The organism is Arthrobacter sp. 01L42 (genome assembly GCF_056400005.1).
On record NZ_JBFTSL010000009.1, the window covers coordinates 14,348 to 29,715 of the forward strand.

The 15,368-nt window shown below is 68.3% G+C and carries 12 protein-coding genes; 9 read left to right on the forward strand and 3 right to left on the reverse strand.

Going from position 1 to position 15,368, the window contains the following annotated elements; genetic code table 11:
* The first annotated feature begins 20 nt into the window (after positions 1-20).
* The 4 genes from AC1DN2_RS09760 to AC1DN2_RS09775 all read left to right on the forward strand — a co-directional run bounded on the left by AC1DN2_RS09760 (position 21) and on the right by AC1DN2_RS09775 (position 6,989).
* Positions 21-1,142, forward strand: coding sequence for an LCP family protein (locus AC1DN2_RS09760; protein WP_476850172.1), 1,122 nt, complete (start codon positions 21-23; stop codon positions 1,140-1,142).
* 27 nt (positions 1,143-1,169) lie between these two features.
* Positions 1,170-3,386: a S9 family peptidase gene (locus AC1DN2_RS09765; protein ID WP_476850173.1), complete on the forward strand. Its 2,217-nt coding sequence runs from the start codon at positions 1,170-1,172 to the stop codon at positions 3,384-3,386.
* 245 nt (positions 3,387-3,631) lie between these two features.
* Positions 3,632-4,414 carry a peptidoglycan-binding protein gene (locus AC1DN2_RS09770; RefSeq protein ID WP_476850174.1) on the forward strand — a complete coding sequence of 261 codons (783 nt, stop codon included), beginning with the start codon at positions 3,632-3,634 and terminating at the stop codon, positions 4,412-4,414.
* 7 nt (positions 4,415-4,421) lie between these two features.
* The gene (locus AC1DN2_RS09775) at positions 4,422-6,989 is read left to right on the forward strand and encodes a hypothetical protein (RefSeq protein WP_476850175.1); all 2,568 of its coding nucleotides are present in this window, start codon (positions 4,422-4,424) and stop codon (positions 6,987-6,989) included.
* 126 nt (positions 6,990-7,115) lie between these two features.
* On the opposite strand, the gene AC1DN2_RS09780 is transcribed toward AC1DN2_RS09775, so the two are convergent.
* Positions 7,116-7,697, reverse strand: a complete 582-nt coding sequence (locus AC1DN2_RS09780) for a GNAT family N-acetyltransferase (RefSeq protein ID WP_476850176.1) — start codon at positions 7,695-7,697, stop codon at positions 7,116-7,118.
* A gap of 90 nt (positions 7,698-7,787) precedes the next feature.
* Positions 7,788-8,957: an acetate kinase gene (locus AC1DN2_RS09785; protein ID WP_476850177.1), complete on the reverse strand. Its 1,170-nt coding sequence runs from the start codon at positions 8,955-8,957 to the stop codon at positions 7,788-7,790.
* Between the two features lie 205 nt (positions 8,958-9,162).
* On the opposite strand from AC1DN2_RS09785, the gene AC1DN2_RS09790 reads away from it, so the two are divergent.
* Positions 9,163-9,426: a hypothetical protein gene (locus AC1DN2_RS09790; RefSeq protein ID WP_476850178.1), complete on the forward strand. Its 264-nt coding sequence runs from the start codon at positions 9,163-9,165 to the stop codon at positions 9,424-9,426.
* A gap of 30 nt (positions 9,427-9,456) precedes the next feature.
* Here AC1DN2_RS09790 and pta read toward each other — a convergent pair whose 3' ends face one another.
* Positions 9,457-11,568: a phosphate acetyltransferase gene (gene pta / locus AC1DN2_RS09795; RefSeq protein ID WP_223913676.1), complete on the reverse strand. Its 2,112-nt coding sequence runs from the start codon at positions 11,566-11,568 to the stop codon at positions 9,457-9,459.
* Positions 11,569-11,659: 91 nt separating this feature from the next.
* Here pta and AC1DN2_RS09800 point away from each other — a divergent pair, with 91 nt between their 5' ends.
* From AC1DN2_RS09800 to AC1DN2_RS09815, 4 genes are all read left to right on the forward strand, one after another.
* Entirely contained in the window at positions 11,660-12,211 is a 552-nt protein-coding gene (locus AC1DN2_RS09800) for a hotdog fold thioesterase (RefSeq protein ID WP_476850179.1), read from the forward strand.
* Positions 12,212-12,227: 16 nt separating this feature from the next.
* Positions 12,228-13,556, forward strand: coding sequence for a phenylacetate--CoA ligase PaaK (gene paaK, locus AC1DN2_RS09805; RefSeq protein WP_476850180.1), 1,329 nt, complete (start codon positions 12,228-12,230; stop codon positions 13,554-13,556).
* Positions 13,557-13,587: 31 nt separating this feature from the next.
* Entirely contained in the window at positions 13,588-14,193 is a 606-nt protein-coding gene (locus tag AC1DN2_RS09810) for a TetR/AcrR family transcriptional regulator (protein ID WP_028276376.1), read from the forward strand.
* A gap of 69 nt (positions 14,194-14,262) precedes the next feature.
* Positions 14,263-15,123, forward strand: coding sequence for a DUF427 domain-containing protein (locus AC1DN2_RS09815; RefSeq protein WP_476850181.1), 861 nt, complete (start codon positions 14,263-14,265; stop codon positions 15,121-15,123).
* Positions 15,124-15,368 lie beyond the last annotated feature (245 nt).

The window sequence follows — 15,368 nt, forward strand, 5'->3', positions numbered from 1 at the left end:
CGCAGTGGTAGCGTCCGCCTATGGGGAACGTTCCGGAGCCAGCAGCAGCGGCTTCCGCGGCGTCCCCGCCCCCTCCCCCGCCCGCCGCGGCAAGCGGCCGCCGCCGGACGATGCTGCTGCTGGGGGCGCTGCTCGCGGTCGCCGCCGCGGTGGCCGTTGCGGTCGCGGCGTACGTTTTCACCGGGCCCCGGCCCGGGGGCACCGGCCCGGCCGGAGCCACGGCACCCGCCGCCGCCCCGGCGGCCGCGACCGCGACCGCGACGGCGACGGCGGCCAGCCCCACGCCCAGCCCCACGCCCACCCCGGAACCACCCGCCGTCGCCCTCAACATCCTGCTGATCGGGAGCGACAGCCGGGTGAATGAGCGGGCGGCGGCGGCCCGCGGCACCACCTCCGACCAGCGCGGCGACGCTCTTGTGCTGATCCACCTCCCGGCGGACCGGAAGAGCGTCTACGGCATCTCGATCATGCGCGATCTTTGGGTGGACATCCCCGGCCACGGAACCGCGAAGGTGAATGCCGCGCTGGAACTGGGCGGACTGCCGCTGATGACGCGGACGGTGGAGGCGCTGCTGGGTGCGCACATCGACCACACGGTGATGCTGGATTTCCAAGGGTTCGCGGCCATGACAGACGCGCTCGGCGGCGTCGACCTCAACATCAAACAGTCATTCACCGCCACCGCAGATGACAAGGTCCACTTCCCGGCGGGCGTGAACCACCTCAACGGGCTGCAGGCCCTGGCCTTCGTCCGCGAGCGCCATGCCTTCGCCGATGGCGATTACCAGCGGGTCCGGAACCAGCAGACGTTCTTGAAAGCCATGATGGCCAAGTTGGCTTCCGAAGGCGGCCTGGCGGACCGCGGCACCGTCCGCAAACTCATCAAGACGGTGCTGCCGCACGTGACCCTGGACGCAAGCTTCACCCTGGAGTCGCTGGAAAACCTCGCCTTCGGCCTGCGGGGCACGCCGCCGGGACGTGGAGTGTTCTTCACCCTGCCGACCGCCGGCACCGGGACCAGCCGGGACGGCCAGTCGATTGTCCTGAAGGACCCTGCCGCGACCGCAGCGCTCTCCGCCGCACTGCGCTCGGGAACGCTCGCCGGCTACGTGGCGGCCAACAATCTGCAGAACGGCAATTGAGGCGCCGCTCTTCGGTAGATTGGGTCCATGACCCAGACTCCCGCCCAGCCGTCCCCGCAGCCTCCCGTCGCCCGGAAAGTTCCCTCGGTGCGCACCCATCACGGCGACGCGTTCGAGGACAACTACGAGTGGCTCCGGGACAAGGAGTCCGCAGAGGTCGTGGACCTGCTCAAGGCTGAAAACTCCTACCAGGAGTCCGTGACCGCGCACCAGGAGCCGCTGCGCGAGGCAATCTTCCAGGAAATCAAGGGCCGCACCCAGGAAACTGACCTTTCCGTCCCGAACCGCAAGGACGGCTGGTGGTATTTCACCCGTTCGGTCGAGGGCAAGGAGTACGGCATCCACTGCCGCGTGCGCGGCCAGGACACCGGGGACCGCGTCGCGGACTGGACTCCCCCGGCCGTGGAGGCCGGCGTCGTCATCCCCGGCGAGGAGGTCCTCCTCGATGGCAACCTCGAGGCCGAGGGCAAGCCGTTCTTCGCCGTGGGCGGGGCCGCCACGACCATCGACGGCACCCTCTACGCCTACGCCGTGGACAACGCCGGCGACGAGCGCTTCACCCTGCGCATCAAGGACCTCCGCACCGGCGACTTGCTGCCGGATGTGATCGAGAACGTCTTCTACGGCATCTCCTTCTCCCCCGACGGCAGCCGGATCTTCTATACCGTGGTGGACGATTCGTGGCGGCCGTACCAGGTCAAGTCCCACGTGCTCGGCACACCCGTCGGCGAGGACACGGTCATCTACCAGGAGGACGACGTCGCCATGTGGCTCGGCTTCGAGCTCTCTGCCGACCGGCGGCACCTGGTGCTCAGCATCGGCTGCTCCGAGTTCAGCGAGACCCGCCTGCTGCGCTTTGATGACCCCGACGCCGGCCTGCGCACCGTGATCTCCCGCGACGAGCGCATCCTCTACGAGGCCGAGCCGTTCCTGCTGGCGGACGCCGCCGGCCGGGGCCGGGAGCGGATCCTGCTCACGCACAACAAGGACGCCATCAATTCCATGGTCTCGCTGGTGGACCCGGCCGAGCTCGCAAAGCCGCTCGCCGAGCAGCACTGGGATACCGTCGTCGCCCATTCCGACCAGGTCCGGGTCAACGGCGCCGGCGTCACGTCGACCCACGCGGTGGTCTCCGTGCGCAAGGACACCATTGAACGGGTCCAGGTCCTGCCCCTGGCAGGACTGGGCACCCCGGAGCAGGGCGCCGCCGTGGAACCTGCGTTCGCCGAAGAGCTGTATACCGCCGGCGTCGCGGGCTCCGACTACGAGGCGCCCGTCATCCGGATGGGCTACACCTCCTACTTCACCCCGTCGCGGGTCTACGACTTTGTACTGCCCACCCCGGAGCTCCCGGCCGGTGAACTCCTGCTGCGCAAGGAGAGCCCGGTGCTGGGCGGCTACACGCCGTCGGACTACGTCGCCACCCGGGAATGGGCGGTGGCGTCCGACGGGACCCGGATTCCGCTCTCGGTCCTCCGCCATGCCTCCGTCCGGCAGGATTCGACGGCGGCCGGCCTGGTGTACGGCTACGGCTCCTACGAAATGAGCATGGATCCGGGCTTCGGGATCCCCCGGTTGTCCCTGCTGGACCGGGGCATCGTGTTTGTGATCGCCCACATCCGGGGCGGCGGCGAGCTGGGCCGGCACTGGTACGACGACGGCAAGAAGCTGCACAAGAAAAACACGTTCACCGACTTCATTGCGGCCACGGACTGGCTCGCCGGTTCCGGCTGGGTGGACCCGGCACGGATCGCGGCGATGGGCGGCTCCGCCGGCGGCCTGCTCATGGGCGCGGTCGCCAACCTGGCGCCGGAAAAGTACGCGGCGATCGTTGCCGCCGTCCCGTTCGTGGACGCATTGACCACCATCCTGGACCCCGACCTGCCGCTCTCGGCGCTGGAGTGGGAGGAATGGGGCAACCCGATCACCGACCCGGACGTGTACGCGTACATGAAGTCGTACACGCCCTACGAGAATGTCCGTGCCGTGGCGTACCCGAAGATCGCCGCGGTCACCTCGTTTAATGACACGCGGGTGCTGTACGTGGAGCCCGCCAAATGGGTCCAGCGGCTGCGCGAGGTGAACACCGGCAGCGAACCCGTCGTCCTGAAAATCGAGATGGAAGGCGGCCACGGCGGCGCGTCGGGCCGGTACGTGCAGTGGCGCGAACGGGCCTGGGACTACGCGTTCGTCGCCGATTCCCTCGGCGCCACCGAACTGCTGCCCGGAGCCGGACTGAAGTAAGCACTCCATCGGTTGCTCCGTAGGCGCCCTTTTGGACCTCCATGAGGGCAGTTACGGAGCAATCGATGCGTTTTCCGGCCGGTCAGCAGACTTTCCGGCAATAATCCGGGAGCCCGCTACCGATATTTGGTCATCATGCTTACTATTTACTGGCATGATGGGCACTTCGACGTGGAACCCGTCCGCTGGGGGCGGGGCGTCGTAGGGCTTTGACCGGGCACAGGGTGCCGGAGATGGAGTTTGTTATGAGCGTTGAGCAGGGAATGACCCCGTTGACTGATGATGAGCTGATGGCGCAGGGCGGCACGGCTCTCCCGGACAAGGAAGTCGCCTCCGTCCTGGACCTGAACGCCGACCTGAACCTGGGGATCAGCGCCGCGGCGCCGATCGACCTCGGCATCGCGGCCAACGCCAACGTTGCCGCGCCGATTGATGCGGCTGCCTCGGCAAACGTGCTCTCTTTCGGGTCTGAGTCCCAGGCCCTCGCCGACCAGGGCACCATTATCAACCAGGGCGTCACGGGCGATGCCACGGCCGACTCCACCCAGGACAGTATGATCGACCAGGGAACCGGTACGGATGCCGGGACCACAGCAGGTTCTGCCGCAGCGCCTGCCCCCACCGATCCGGCCACGCCTGCCGCCACGGCCGATCTCGGCGGCGCTGTACCCGCCGGCACGGTACCCGCCGATGCCACCGGCGTCTTGCCGGATGGCACGGCCCCGGACCTGGGCGGTGCGCTGCCGACTGACGTGGGAGCCGCTGCCGGCGCCGCGGGTGCCCTCAACGGCAACCTGCTCAACGTCGATGTGAACCTGGACGCCAACGCTGGCATCGCAGCACCGATCAACGGTGCGGTGGCCGCCAACGCCAACGTGGCCGCGCCGATCGACGCTGCCGTCGGCGCCAACATCGGCTCCATCGACAGCAACGCGTTCGCCGTCGCCCAGCAGGATGCCATCATCAACCAGGACATCCATGGTGACGCTACGGCGTCTGCTGACCAGCAGTCCGACCTGAAGCAGTAGCACCTAGATGAGCACTGTGCACGGAGGGCCGTCCGGGCAGGACGGCCCTCCGGCCCTGCCTGCCACCGGCGGCGCCACATCCGCCGCCACATCGCCCGGCTCCGGCACCGACTCCGGAGCCGGTGCACGCGGCGACGCTGCCGGCCCGGCGGCGTCCGCGGCGGTCGGCCTGCACCCGGTTCCGGTGCGGGCCGCCGGCGTCCAGCTGATCGGCGAGGCGAAGGGGTCCGGTTACAAGGAAGCCCCGTCCCTCGTGCGCCGTTCCGACGGCCAGACCATCCAGCTCACCCGACTGCTGTACCTGGTGCTCGAGGCGATCGACGGCGAGCGGGGCCTGGAAGAAATCGCCGGGCACGCCAGTGACAGTTTCGGACGGCTCGTCAGTGCCGAGAACGTCCGCACCCTGATCACTTCCCAGCTGCTCCCCCTCGGCCTCCTGCAGCTGGCGGACGGCTCCGAGCCCGCGGTAAAGAAATCGAACCCGCTGCTGGGTATGCGCTTCCGGTACTCGGTGACCGATCCGGACCGCACCCGGAAGATCACCGCGCCGTTCGCCACGCTGTTCAACCCCTTGATCGTGGTGGCCGTGACCGCGGCCTTCCTGGCCACGTGCTGGTGGGTGCTGATGGTCAAGGGTCTGGCATCGGCAACGCATGAGGCCTTCGCCAACCCCGGCCTGGTGCTTCTGATCCTGGTGGTCACGGTGCTCTCGGCCGGTTTCCATGAGTTCGGCCACGCCGCCGCCGCCCGCCGCGGCGGGGCCACCCCCGGCGCCATGGGGACCGGTCTGTATCTGATGTGGCCGGCCTTCTATACCGACGTCACGGATTCCTACCGGCTGGGGCGCGGCGGCCGGCTGCGCACGGACCTCGGCGGACTGTACTTCAACGCCATCGTGGCCGTCACGATCATGGGTATCTGGTGGGCCACCGGCTTCGATGCGCTGCTGCTGGTGGTGGTCACCCAGATCCTGCAGATGGTCCGGCAGCTGATGCCGCTGGTCCGCTTCGACGGCTACCATATCCTGGCCGACGCTACCGGTGTCCCGGACCTGTTCCAGCGCATCAAGCCCACGCTGCTGGCCCTGGTGCCGTGGCGGAAGACAGATCCCGAAGCCGGGCTCCTGAAGCCCTGGGCGCGGGCCGTGGTCACCATCTGGGTGCTGGTCACGGTCCCCCTGCTGCTCTTCAGCATGGCCACCATGGTGCTCACCCTGCCGCGCGTCCTGGGCACCGCCTGGGACAACGGCCTGAAGCAGCAGGCCATGCTTTCCCACAGCGTCGCCACTGGGGACCTCGCCGACGCCGCCGTGCGGGTGATCGCGATCGCCTGCCTGGCGCTGCCGGCGCTGGGTATCTTCTACATCCTGTTGCGCCTGGTCCGCCAGCTGGCCACCGGCCTGTGGCGCAAGACCCGCGGAAAGGCCCTCCAGCGTGCCACCGCCATCGTTGCGATCGCAGCGGTGGCGGCGGGCCTCGCCTGGGCCTGGTGGCCGGGAGCTGACACGTACCGCCCGGTCCAGCCCTACGAGCGCGGCACCCTGGCCGACGCCACCACCGCCGTCTTCCCGGCCTCCGCCACGTCCCGGATGACCGAGGGCCAGTCGGGAACGACCGTTGCCTTGTGGCCGGAGGGCGCCCGGCGGCCCACACGCGAGGACCCGCAGCTGAGCATGGTCCTGGTGCCCCGGCAGTCCGGCACGGCCAGCACGGCCGGCCCCGAGGCGGCGCCGGCTGCCCCTTCCTGGGTCTTCCCCTTCGACAAGCCGGCCGCTCCGGAGGACGACGGCAACCAGTCGCTCGCGGTCAACACGACTGACGGTTCCGTGGTCTACGACGTCGCCTTCGCCCTGGTCTGGGCCGAGGACGGTGACACCGTGGACACCAGGAATGAGGCGTACGCCTTTGCCAGCTGCGCGGACTGCGCCGCCGTGGCGGTGGGCTTCCAGGTGGTCCTGATCGTGGGACAGACCGATGTGATCGTTCCGGAAAATCTCTCGGCGTCGGCGAACTACAACTGCGTCCGGTGCCTGACCTACGCCCTGGCCAGCCAACTTGTCCTGACCCTGGATGGGCCCCTGAGCGGCGACGGCATGACCAGGCTCAACGAGCTGTGGCAGGAGATCGCCGCCTACGGCAAGGACCTGCGGAACCAGCCGCTCTCGGAGATCCAGGGCCGGCTCAGCGCGTACAAGGAACAGATCATGGCGGTCATCAAGGCCGATCCGAGCGCCACCCCGGCCGGGTCCGCCGGCACAGCGCCGACTCCGGGCGCCACTCCTGGCGCCACGCCCGGCGCAACCTCCGGCGCTACGCCTGGTGCCGGTACCGCTGCCACGCCCGGTACGACGTCGGGAGCCACTGCCGAAACCACCCCCGGCAGCACGCAGGCCCCGGCCCCGGGACCCGCGGGAGCCACGGGAGTCGCGGCGCCGAGTGACGGTACGACGTCGTCCGGTCCCGCCCCGGGCTCCGGTGCCACGGAGCCGGCAGGGCAGCAACTGACGCAACCCGCGGCTTCCGCACCGGGCACGGTCTCACCGGCGCCGGTATCCACCGCGCCGCCGGCACCCTAAGGCGGGAACCCGAATCGGGTTCGAATGGACGCAGATGGCCGGAATGAGGACTTCATTCCGGCCATCTGCGTCAGACCGGTGTCCCGTTCGGTCGGCGTCCCGTCAGATTGGGGCTTCCCGGCGCCGTCAGCCGCCGGATACCTGTTGCCGGTCCTTCCACTCGTCCGCGAGCATGGCGTACACCACTTCCGTGGCCCATTCGCCCTTGTAATGCCATTTGTCCACCTGCCGTGATTCCAGGCGCATGCCGAGCCGTTCACAAAGCGCCGCCGAAGCTGTGTTCAGGGCATCGAGCTTGGCGTCGATGCGGTGGAAGCCCAGGTCCTCAAAGCCGAGCTTCAGCAGTGCCCGGGCGGCCTCGCTCGCGATGCCCCGTCCCCGCGCCTCCGGGGCCAGGCTCCAGCCGATCTCGGCCTGCCCGCACCCCTCCAGCCACTTCAGCACCACCTCGCCGAGGAGGCCGGGCGAATCCTGGGCCTCAATGGCCAGGGCAACCCAGTCGCCCTCCTTCTCGAACTCGAAGTTGGCGTACCGTCCCACCGTTTCCATCGACTGGGTGTAGCTCTTGGCCTCGCGGGGCAGGAACCGGGCGGTTTCCGGGAGCGAGTGGTAAGCATGGAACGCATCGAGGTCGGCGGCTGCAAAACGCCGCAGCACCAGCCGCTCGGTGCGGATGGGCAGCGGAGGCAGTGGCTTGGGTTCATTCATGTCCCCAACGCTACCGCTCACCCAACTGACTCGCAGTTGAGGCCGTTTTGAGCGCTCAAAACGGCCCCTGCTGCGAGCTAGTTGGGGCGGCTACGGAGCAACGGATGCCTGCGCGACGGCGGCGGCCGTTGCCTCCGCGATCGCCCGTTCCTCGTCAGTGGGGACCACAAGGACCGGCAGGGCCGACGTCGGGGTGGAAATGACGCGGGGTTCCCTGGACCGTTCCCGGTTCAGCCCGGCGTCGAGTTCGACGCCGAGGGCACCGAGCCGCTGCGCCACCAGGTTCCGGAACTGGTGCGAGTTCTCGCCGATTCCGGCCGTGAACACAAGGGCCTTCGCGCCGCCTACGGCCACGTGGTAGCCGCCGATGTACTTCGCGAGCCGGTAGGACGCGACCGCCAGGGCCATGGCCGCCTTGGCATCGCCGGCTTCCGCGGCCTCCACCACGGAGCGCATGTCGTTGTTGCCGGCCAGGCCTTTGAGCCCGGACTGCCGGTTCAGCATCGAATCCAGGTCCTCGGGTGACCATCCGTTCCGGCCGAGGAAGACCAGGATGGACGGATCGAGGTCGCCGGAGCGGGTGCCCATGACGAGACCCTCGAGGGGCGTGAATCCCATGGACGTGTCGATTGACTGGCCGCCGCGGATCGCGGTGACCGAGGCGCCGTTCCCCAGGTGGGCGATCACGGCGTCGAACTCCTCGACCGGAACATCCAGCAGCGCCGCCGCCCGGTGCGCAACGTATTCGTGCGAGGTGCCGTGGAAGCCGTAGCGGCGGATCCCGTGGTTCGTGTAGAGCTCGTCCGGCACCGCATAGCGCCAGGCGTGCTCGGGCAGGGTGCGGTGGAAGGCGGTGTCGAACACGGCCACCTGCGGCAGTTCGGGCCACTTCTTCGAGATCGCGCGGATGCCGAGGACGTTGGCGGGGTTGTGCAGCGGGGCAAGCGGGTTCAGCCGCTCAATGGCCCGGGCGATCTCGTTGTTGACCAGCACCGGCTCGGCGAAGCGCTCCCCGCCGTGCACCACGCGGTGGCCGACGGCATCCAGTACGCGGTCCCCCAAGGCGTCGTGGATGGCGGCGTCCACCTGCTCCAGCGCCTCGGCGTGGTCGCGCGGGCCCTCGATCTGGCCGTCGCCCTCACCGCCGGCACCCATGCCGATCTTCTCGACCAGGCCTTCGGTGAGCACGCTGCCGGCCTCGACGTCGCGCACCTGATACTTGAGCGAAGACGAGCCGGAGTTGATGACTAGCACGAGCATGGGGCCTCCTAAGCCTTGGCTTCGACGCTACCCGAGGGTGCGCCGGGACTGGCATCACGCCGGAGCCTGGCCGAGCGCTCCGTGGGATCCACTATAAATTGCCGGACCAAATTGCCGGAACGCCAGTGGCGCCCATCCGTTGCGAAAGCCGGGCCGGGCGCCTAGAGTCGGCGGACCAACTGGACAACTCACGAAGGGGATTTCCATGACTGACGACGCGACCCAGCCGGAGAGCACCGAACTAGCGGGCACCGAACCCGCCAGCGGTTCCGGTAAACCGGATCCCACCGGCGTCGTCGGCGCGAACCCGGCCCTGGACGACACAGGAAACCCCAAGGCCGCCGAGGTCGGCGAAGCGCCCGAGGCCCCCGAGAATCTGGAGGACCTGGATCTCACGCCGGCGGGCCTGGCCGATGAGCCTGCCAAGGAGGAAGACCCCGAAAGTCCGGCGAAGCCGGAAAACAGCTGACCTGGAAAACAGCCGAGCCGGAACAGCTGACTATGCGCGGGCAGCCGCAGGTTCCGGCTCGGTAGCGGGCTCCACGGACTGCGCCTGCACGGCGGTGATGGCCACCGTGTTCACGATGTCCTCCACCGTGCACCCGCGGGAGAGGTCGTTAACCGGCTTCCGGAGCCCCTGCAGGACCGGCCCGACGGCGACCGCACCCGAGGACTGCTGCACCGCCTTGTAGGTGTTGTTGCCGGTGTTGAGGTCCGGGAAGATGAACACGGTTGCCTGCCCTGCCACGGACGAGCCGGGCATCTTGGACGCGGCGATGGCGGCGTCGACGGCGGCGTCGTACTGGATGGGGCCTTCAACGGCGAGATCCGGGCGGCGGTCCTTCACGACTTCGGTGGCCTGCCGGACTTTGTCCACTGCTTCCCCGGTCCCGGATCCGCCGGTGGAGTAGGACAGCATGGCCACCCGGGGCTCCACGCCGAACTGGGCTGCGGTCTCGGCTGAGGCCAGCGCGATATCCGCCAGCTGCTCCGCGTTCGGGTCAGGGTTGACCGCGCAGTCGCCGTAGACCAGCACCCGGTCCGGCATCAGCATCAGGAACACCGAGGAGACGATTTTTACGCCGTCCCGCGTCTTGACGAACTCCAGCGCGGGCCGGATGGTGTGGGCCGTGGTGTGCGCGGCGCCGGACACCATACCGTCCACCACACCGAGCTGCACCATCATGGTGCCGAAGTAGCTGCCGTCGAGCATGACTTCCAGCGCCCGGGCCAGGTCCACGCCCTTGTGCGCCCGCAGCTCCGCGTACTTCTGGGCAAACTGCTGGCGCAGCTCCGACGTCGCGGGGTCCACGATGCTCATGCCGGAGAGGTCGATGCCCTGGGTGGACGCCAGCTCCCGGACCGCCGACTCATTGCCCAGGATCGTGAGGTCGCAGACGTCCCGCCGGTGCAGAATTTCGGCGGCCCGCAGGATCCGCACGTCGTTCCCCTCGGGCAGGACAATGTGCCGGCGCTGCAGCCGGGCCCGCTCAATGAGGTCGTGCAGGAACCGCAGCGGCGTCATCCGCTCCAGCCGCGGCAGGTGCAGCCGCTCCACCAGCTCGGCCTCATCCACGCGCTTAGCCCACAGCCCCACGGCCGAGGCCACCTTGCGGCGGTGCCCCGACCAGATCTCGCTGCGGACCTCGGACACCCGTTTGGCGGTGGTGTAGGTATCATCCGGGGCCGCGAACACGGGGAATGGCGCCTGCGCCAGCAGCGAGTAGATGTTGGGGTCCGGGGCCAGGCCGCCGGTGAGGATGAGCGCCGACGGCACCGGAAACTCCGGCGAGAACGACGACGCGAGGCACGCGACCATCACGTCCGCACGGTCACCCGGGACGATCACGAGGGCGCCGTCGTCGAGCACGTGCAGGAAGTTGGCCACGTTCATCGCCGCCACCTTGATGGAATGGACGTCGCGTTCCATGTCCTGCCGGCCGGCCACCTGGCGGATCCCAAGGGCCGAGGCCACCTCCCCGGTGGTGGGCCGTGCGATGTCCTCCAGCTCGGGGAAGACGTAGACGGGGCGGCCGGACGCGCCGGGCTTCACGGCGGCGACGATCCCGTCCACGTCCTCCGGGTCGGCCCGGTTCACCATGATGGCCAGGAGGCTGCAGTGTTCCGCCGCCAGTTCCTTGCGGGCAACCTCGACGGCGTCGGCAGCCTCCGCGACGGTCCGCCCCTTCGCGCCCACCACGGCGACGATCGAGGCGGCCAGGTTGTTCGCGAGGCGAGCGTTGAGGTCGAATTCGACGGCGGCATCCTGGCCGGTGAGGTCCGTCCCCTCCACAATCACCACGTCGCAGTGGCGGGACATTTCGGCGAAGATCTCCACGCAGCGGGCGTCGATCTCGGCCCTGTTGCCCTCGGCCAGCAGCCCGCGGACCTCGGCAAACGTCAGGCCGCCGCGGCAGCGCTGGTCATCAAGATCGAACCGGGCCTTCATCAGCGCCACCATCGGGTCCGCCGCGGCGTCGTTGCCGTGAACCACAGGCTTGAAGAATCCGATCCGGTCCGCGTGCCGGTGGAGGGTGTCCGCCAGCCCCAGCGCTATGAGGGACTTGCCGGAGCCCGGGGTGGTCGCGCTGACGTAAATTCCTTTGGCCATGTGTCCCAGCATACTTACACCCCTTGACAGCGGGCACCCACATGGGATTACCTAATGAACATTCGGTAAATAAAGCTGGAGGCAACGACGCATGGCTGAACTGACGGTTTCCGGGGCCACCCACCCCATCCTGAAAGACGACTACGCCTCGGAATGGATGGGCATCGAAGTCCTGGCGTTGGACGACGGGCATGCCACGATCCGCATGACGCTCCGGCAGGAAATGCTCAACGGCTTCGGCATGGCCCACGGCGGAATGATCTTCGCCTTCGGCGACACCGCCTTCGCCCTCGCCTGCAACCCGGCCAGCCCGAAACCCGGCGAAGCCGGGATCGACAGCGGCAACATCACGGTTGCTGCCGGCGTCGACATCAACTTCCTGAAGCCCGCCTTCCGCGGACAGGTGCTGACCGCCGTCGCGAACCGCCGCGCCAGCACCGGACGCAGCGGGCTGTACGACATCCAGATCTACGCCGCCGACCCAGGCGCGGGCACGCCCGGAACACCGCAGCCGGCACCGGCCGGCGCGGCCCCCGCAGCAACCCTTCCGGGCCAGCTCCCCACCGATACCGCTACCGACGCCCCTACGTGGGAACTCATCGCCGAGTTCCGCGGCCGCAGCCGCACCATCTCCAAGAAATAGAAACAGGGAACCACTGATGACCCAAGAAACTGCCGCCGCCACTACCGACGCTGTCCTGGACCGCGAGGAGACCATCTCCCGCGACGAGCTCGAGGCGCTCCAGCTCAGCCGCCTGCAGCACACGGTGGCCTACGCCTATGACCGCGTCCCCTTGTACAAGCGTAAGTTCGACGAGGCCGGCGTCCACCCGTCGGACTTGCGTGAACTCTCCGACCTCGGCAAGTTCCCCTTCACCACCAAGGAGGACCTCCGCCTCGAGTACCCCTTCGGCATGTTCGCCGTGCCGCAGAACGAGGTAGCGCGGATCCATGCCAGCTCCGGCACCACGGGCCGCGCCACCGTGGTGGGCTACACGAAGAAGGACCTCGCCGACTGGGCCAAGCTTGTAGCCCGCTCGCTGCGCGCCTCCGGCGTCCGGCCCGGCATGAAGGTGCACAACGCTTACGGCTATGGCCTGTTCACCGGCGGCATGGGCGCCCACGCCGGCGCCGAGGCCCTCGGCTGCACCGTCATCCCGATCTCCGGCGGCCAGACCGAGCGCCAGATCACCCTCATCCAGGACTTCAAGCCCGATGCCATCCTGGCCACCCCCACCTACCTGCTGACCATCGCCGACGCCATGATCAAGCAGGGCATCGACCCGGCCTCCACGTCGCTGAAGTACGCGGTCCTGGGCGCCGAGCCGTGGACCGAGGAAATGCGGCACGAGCTTGAGACCACCATGAACCTCAAGGCCTGCGACATCTACGGCCTCTCCGAGGTCATGGGCCCGGGCGTCGCCGGCGAAGCCGTGGAAACGCAGGACGGCAGCCACATCTGGGAGGACCACTTCCGGCCCGAAATCATCGACGCCTTTGACCCCACCGTAGTGCTGGGCGACGGCGAACCGGGCGAGCTGGTGTTCACCTCGCTCACCAAGGAGGCGCTGCCGATCATCCGGTACCGCACCAAGGACCTCACGCGGCTCCTGCCCGGCACCGCACGGCCGGCACACCGCCGCATGGGCCGCATCACCGGCCGCAGCGACGACATGATCATCCTGCGCGGGGTGAACCTGTTCCCGTCCCAGATCGAGGAGATCGCCCTGCGCATCCCCGAGCTCAGCCCGCACTTCCAGCTGGAGCTGACCCGGCCCGAGGGACTGCGCATGGACCAGCTGACCGTCAAGATCGAGCGCCGCGACACCGTCACCGTCGAGGGCGCCACGGCCGCCGCTAAGGTCCTGCAGCAGCAGATCAAGATCCACGTCGGCTCCTCCTGCACCGTCGACGTCGTCGACCCCGGCTCGCTGGAGCGGTCCAACGGCAAGCTGCGCCGGATCTACGACATGCGCCCCAAGGGCTGAGTGAGCACCAGATCGTGAGAAACTAGCCACTATGCCCAGCACAGCAACCACCACCAAGCGCGGCCGCCCCGGCTATGACCAGCAGTCGGTGCTGGTCATCGCCGTCGACGTCTTCAACCGCCACGGCTACGATGCCACCTCGATGGGTATCCTTGCTGAGAACCTGGGCATCTCCAAGTCCGCGATCTACCACCACGTCCCGTCCAAGGGCGACCTGCTGAAGCTCGCCCTGGACCACGCCCTGGGCGGGCTCGAGGCGATCCTGGACCAGCCCGGGGCAACCTCCGGTTCGGCCGATGCCCGGCTGGAGTTCGTGGTCCGCCAGACCATCTCGGTGCTGGTGGAGCGGCTGCCCTTCGTGACGCTGCTGCTGCGCCTGCGCGGGAACACGGAGATCGAGCGGGATGCGTTGGAACGACGCCGCACCTTCGACCACAAGGTCGCCGCATTGATTTCCGAGGCCCGGGATGAGGGCTCGCTCCGCCAGGACATTGACCCCCGCACCGTCACCCGGCTGCTATTCGGCACCATCAACTCGATCGTCGAGTGGTACAAGCCGGGCGGCTCGCTGTCCCCGGAGAAGCTGGCCGACGACGTCATCACCATGGCGTTCCACGGCCTTCACGTCCCCCGCTGACCGCCTGCCGGCCGGCGGGTGGCCGGGTCAGTCGTTGACGGCGGGATAACGGACGCCCACCCTGTAGTCATGGCCACGAAGATATCTGACGTCCTCTTCAGCACGTTCCCCGATTTGCGTTACCAGCCCACCGCGAAAAGGGTCCGTGCCATGGTGGGCGGTCGTGCCGTCGTCGACACTCTGGGTGCGCTCTTGGTGTGGGAGCCCAAACGCATCACCCCCGTCTACGCTGTTTCCGAAGGCGACCTCCGGGCCGAACTGGCGCCGCCGGGGCAGCAGGCGGGAGACGTCCCGGAAAACGGCTTCCGAGTGAGCCGGGAGGGGCCTCGGGCACTGGATCCGCGCACGGCGTTCGGCAGGCACACGGCGGCCGGTGAGGAGCTCGACGTCGTCACTCCCCATGCGAGGCTGCCCCGAGCTGCCTTCCGGCCGGCGGACCCCGACCTCGCCGCCTACGTGGTGCTGGATTTCAACGCTTTCGGCTGGCTCGAGGACGACGAGGAGATCATCGGCCACCCACGTGATCCGTTCCACCGTGTGGACATCCGGGCGTCCTCGCTCACCGTTGAGGTAGGGCTCGACGGCGTAACGCTCGCCACGACGAACGGCGCGCAGCTGCTCTACGAAACCATGCTGCCGGTGCGCTACTACATTCCGCCGTCGGATGTGCGGCTGGATCTGATGGAAGAGAGCCCCAAACGGACCATTTGCCCGTACAAGGGCCAGGCGAGCTACTGGAGCTACCCTGGTTCCGAGCAGGGCAGGAACGTCGCGTGGAGCTATGACCGGCGGCTCCTCGACGCCGCGCAGATCCACGGACTTGTCAGTTTCTTCAATGAGCGAGTGGACATCACGGTGGACGGCGTCCGGCAGGAGCGCCCGGTCACGCCATGGTCACGCCCGGACGGAGCGGGGGCACCCGGGGTGTGACCGCAACGCTTTGGTTCTCTTTCACCCGCATTGGGTGACGACTGCCCCCTTGGAAGGGTTTAGCTTGGAGAACATCTGAAGGACCACCTCTATCGCTTGTGAGACCTCGCTAAAGGCTCCCGCCGTCTGGCGGAAGGAGGAGGGATGATGTTCTGCTCGTTGATCATCGGTGACCCGCGGTGTTGCCGGCCGGGCACGCCGCCCCGACCTGGAAGAAAGACATTCGGGGTCACCCGGATCGTCAC

Bases quoted from the DNA above. Each gene is read 5' to 3' on its own strand.
- paaK (WP_476850180.1), top strand. From the start codon at position 12,228: ATGACCCAAGAAACTGCCGCCGCCACTACCGACGCTGTCCTGGACCGC.
- AC1DN2_RS09810 (WP_028276376.1), top strand. From the start codon at position 13,588: ATGCCCAGCACAGCAACCACCACCAAGCGCGGCCGCCCCGGCTATGAC.
- AC1DN2_RS09790 (WP_476850178.1), top strand. From the start codon at position 9,163: ATGACTGACGACGCGACCCAGCCGGAGAGCACCGAACTAGCGGGCACC.
- AC1DN2_RS09785 (WP_476850177.1), bottom strand. From the start codon at position 8,957: ATGCTCGTGCTAGTCATCAACTCCGGCTCGTCTTCGCTCAAGTATCAG.
- AC1DN2_RS09765 (WP_476850173.1), top strand. From the start codon at position 1,170: ATGACCCAGACTCCCGCCCAGCCGTCCCCGCAGCCTCCCGTCGCCCGG.
- AC1DN2_RS09775 (WP_476850175.1), top strand. From the start codon at position 4,422: ATGAGCACTGTGCACGGAGGGCCGTCCGGGCAGGACGGCCCTCCGGCC.
- AC1DN2_RS09780 (WP_476850176.1), bottom strand. From the start codon at position 7,697: ATGAATGAACCCAAGCCACTGCCTCCGCTGCCCATCCGCACCGAGCGG.
- pta (WP_223913676.1), bottom strand. From the start codon at position 11,568: ATGGCCAAAGGAATTTACGTCAGCGCGACCACCCCGGGCTCCGGCAAG.
- AC1DN2_RS09800 (WP_476850179.1), top strand. From the start codon at position 11,660: ATGGCTGAACTGACGGTTTCCGGGGCCACCCACCCCATCCTGAAAGAC.
- AC1DN2_RS09760 (WP_476850172.1), top strand. From the start codon at position 21: ATGGGGAACGTTCCGGAGCCAGCAGCAGCGGCTTCCGCGGCGTCCCCG.
- AC1DN2_RS09770 (WP_476850174.1), top strand. From the start codon at position 3,632: ATGAGCGTTGAGCAGGGAATGACCCCGTTGACTGATGATGAGCTGATG.
- AC1DN2_RS09815 (WP_476850181.1), top strand. From the start codon at position 14,263: ATGGCCACGAAGATATCTGACGTCCTCTTCAGCACGTTCCCCGATTTG.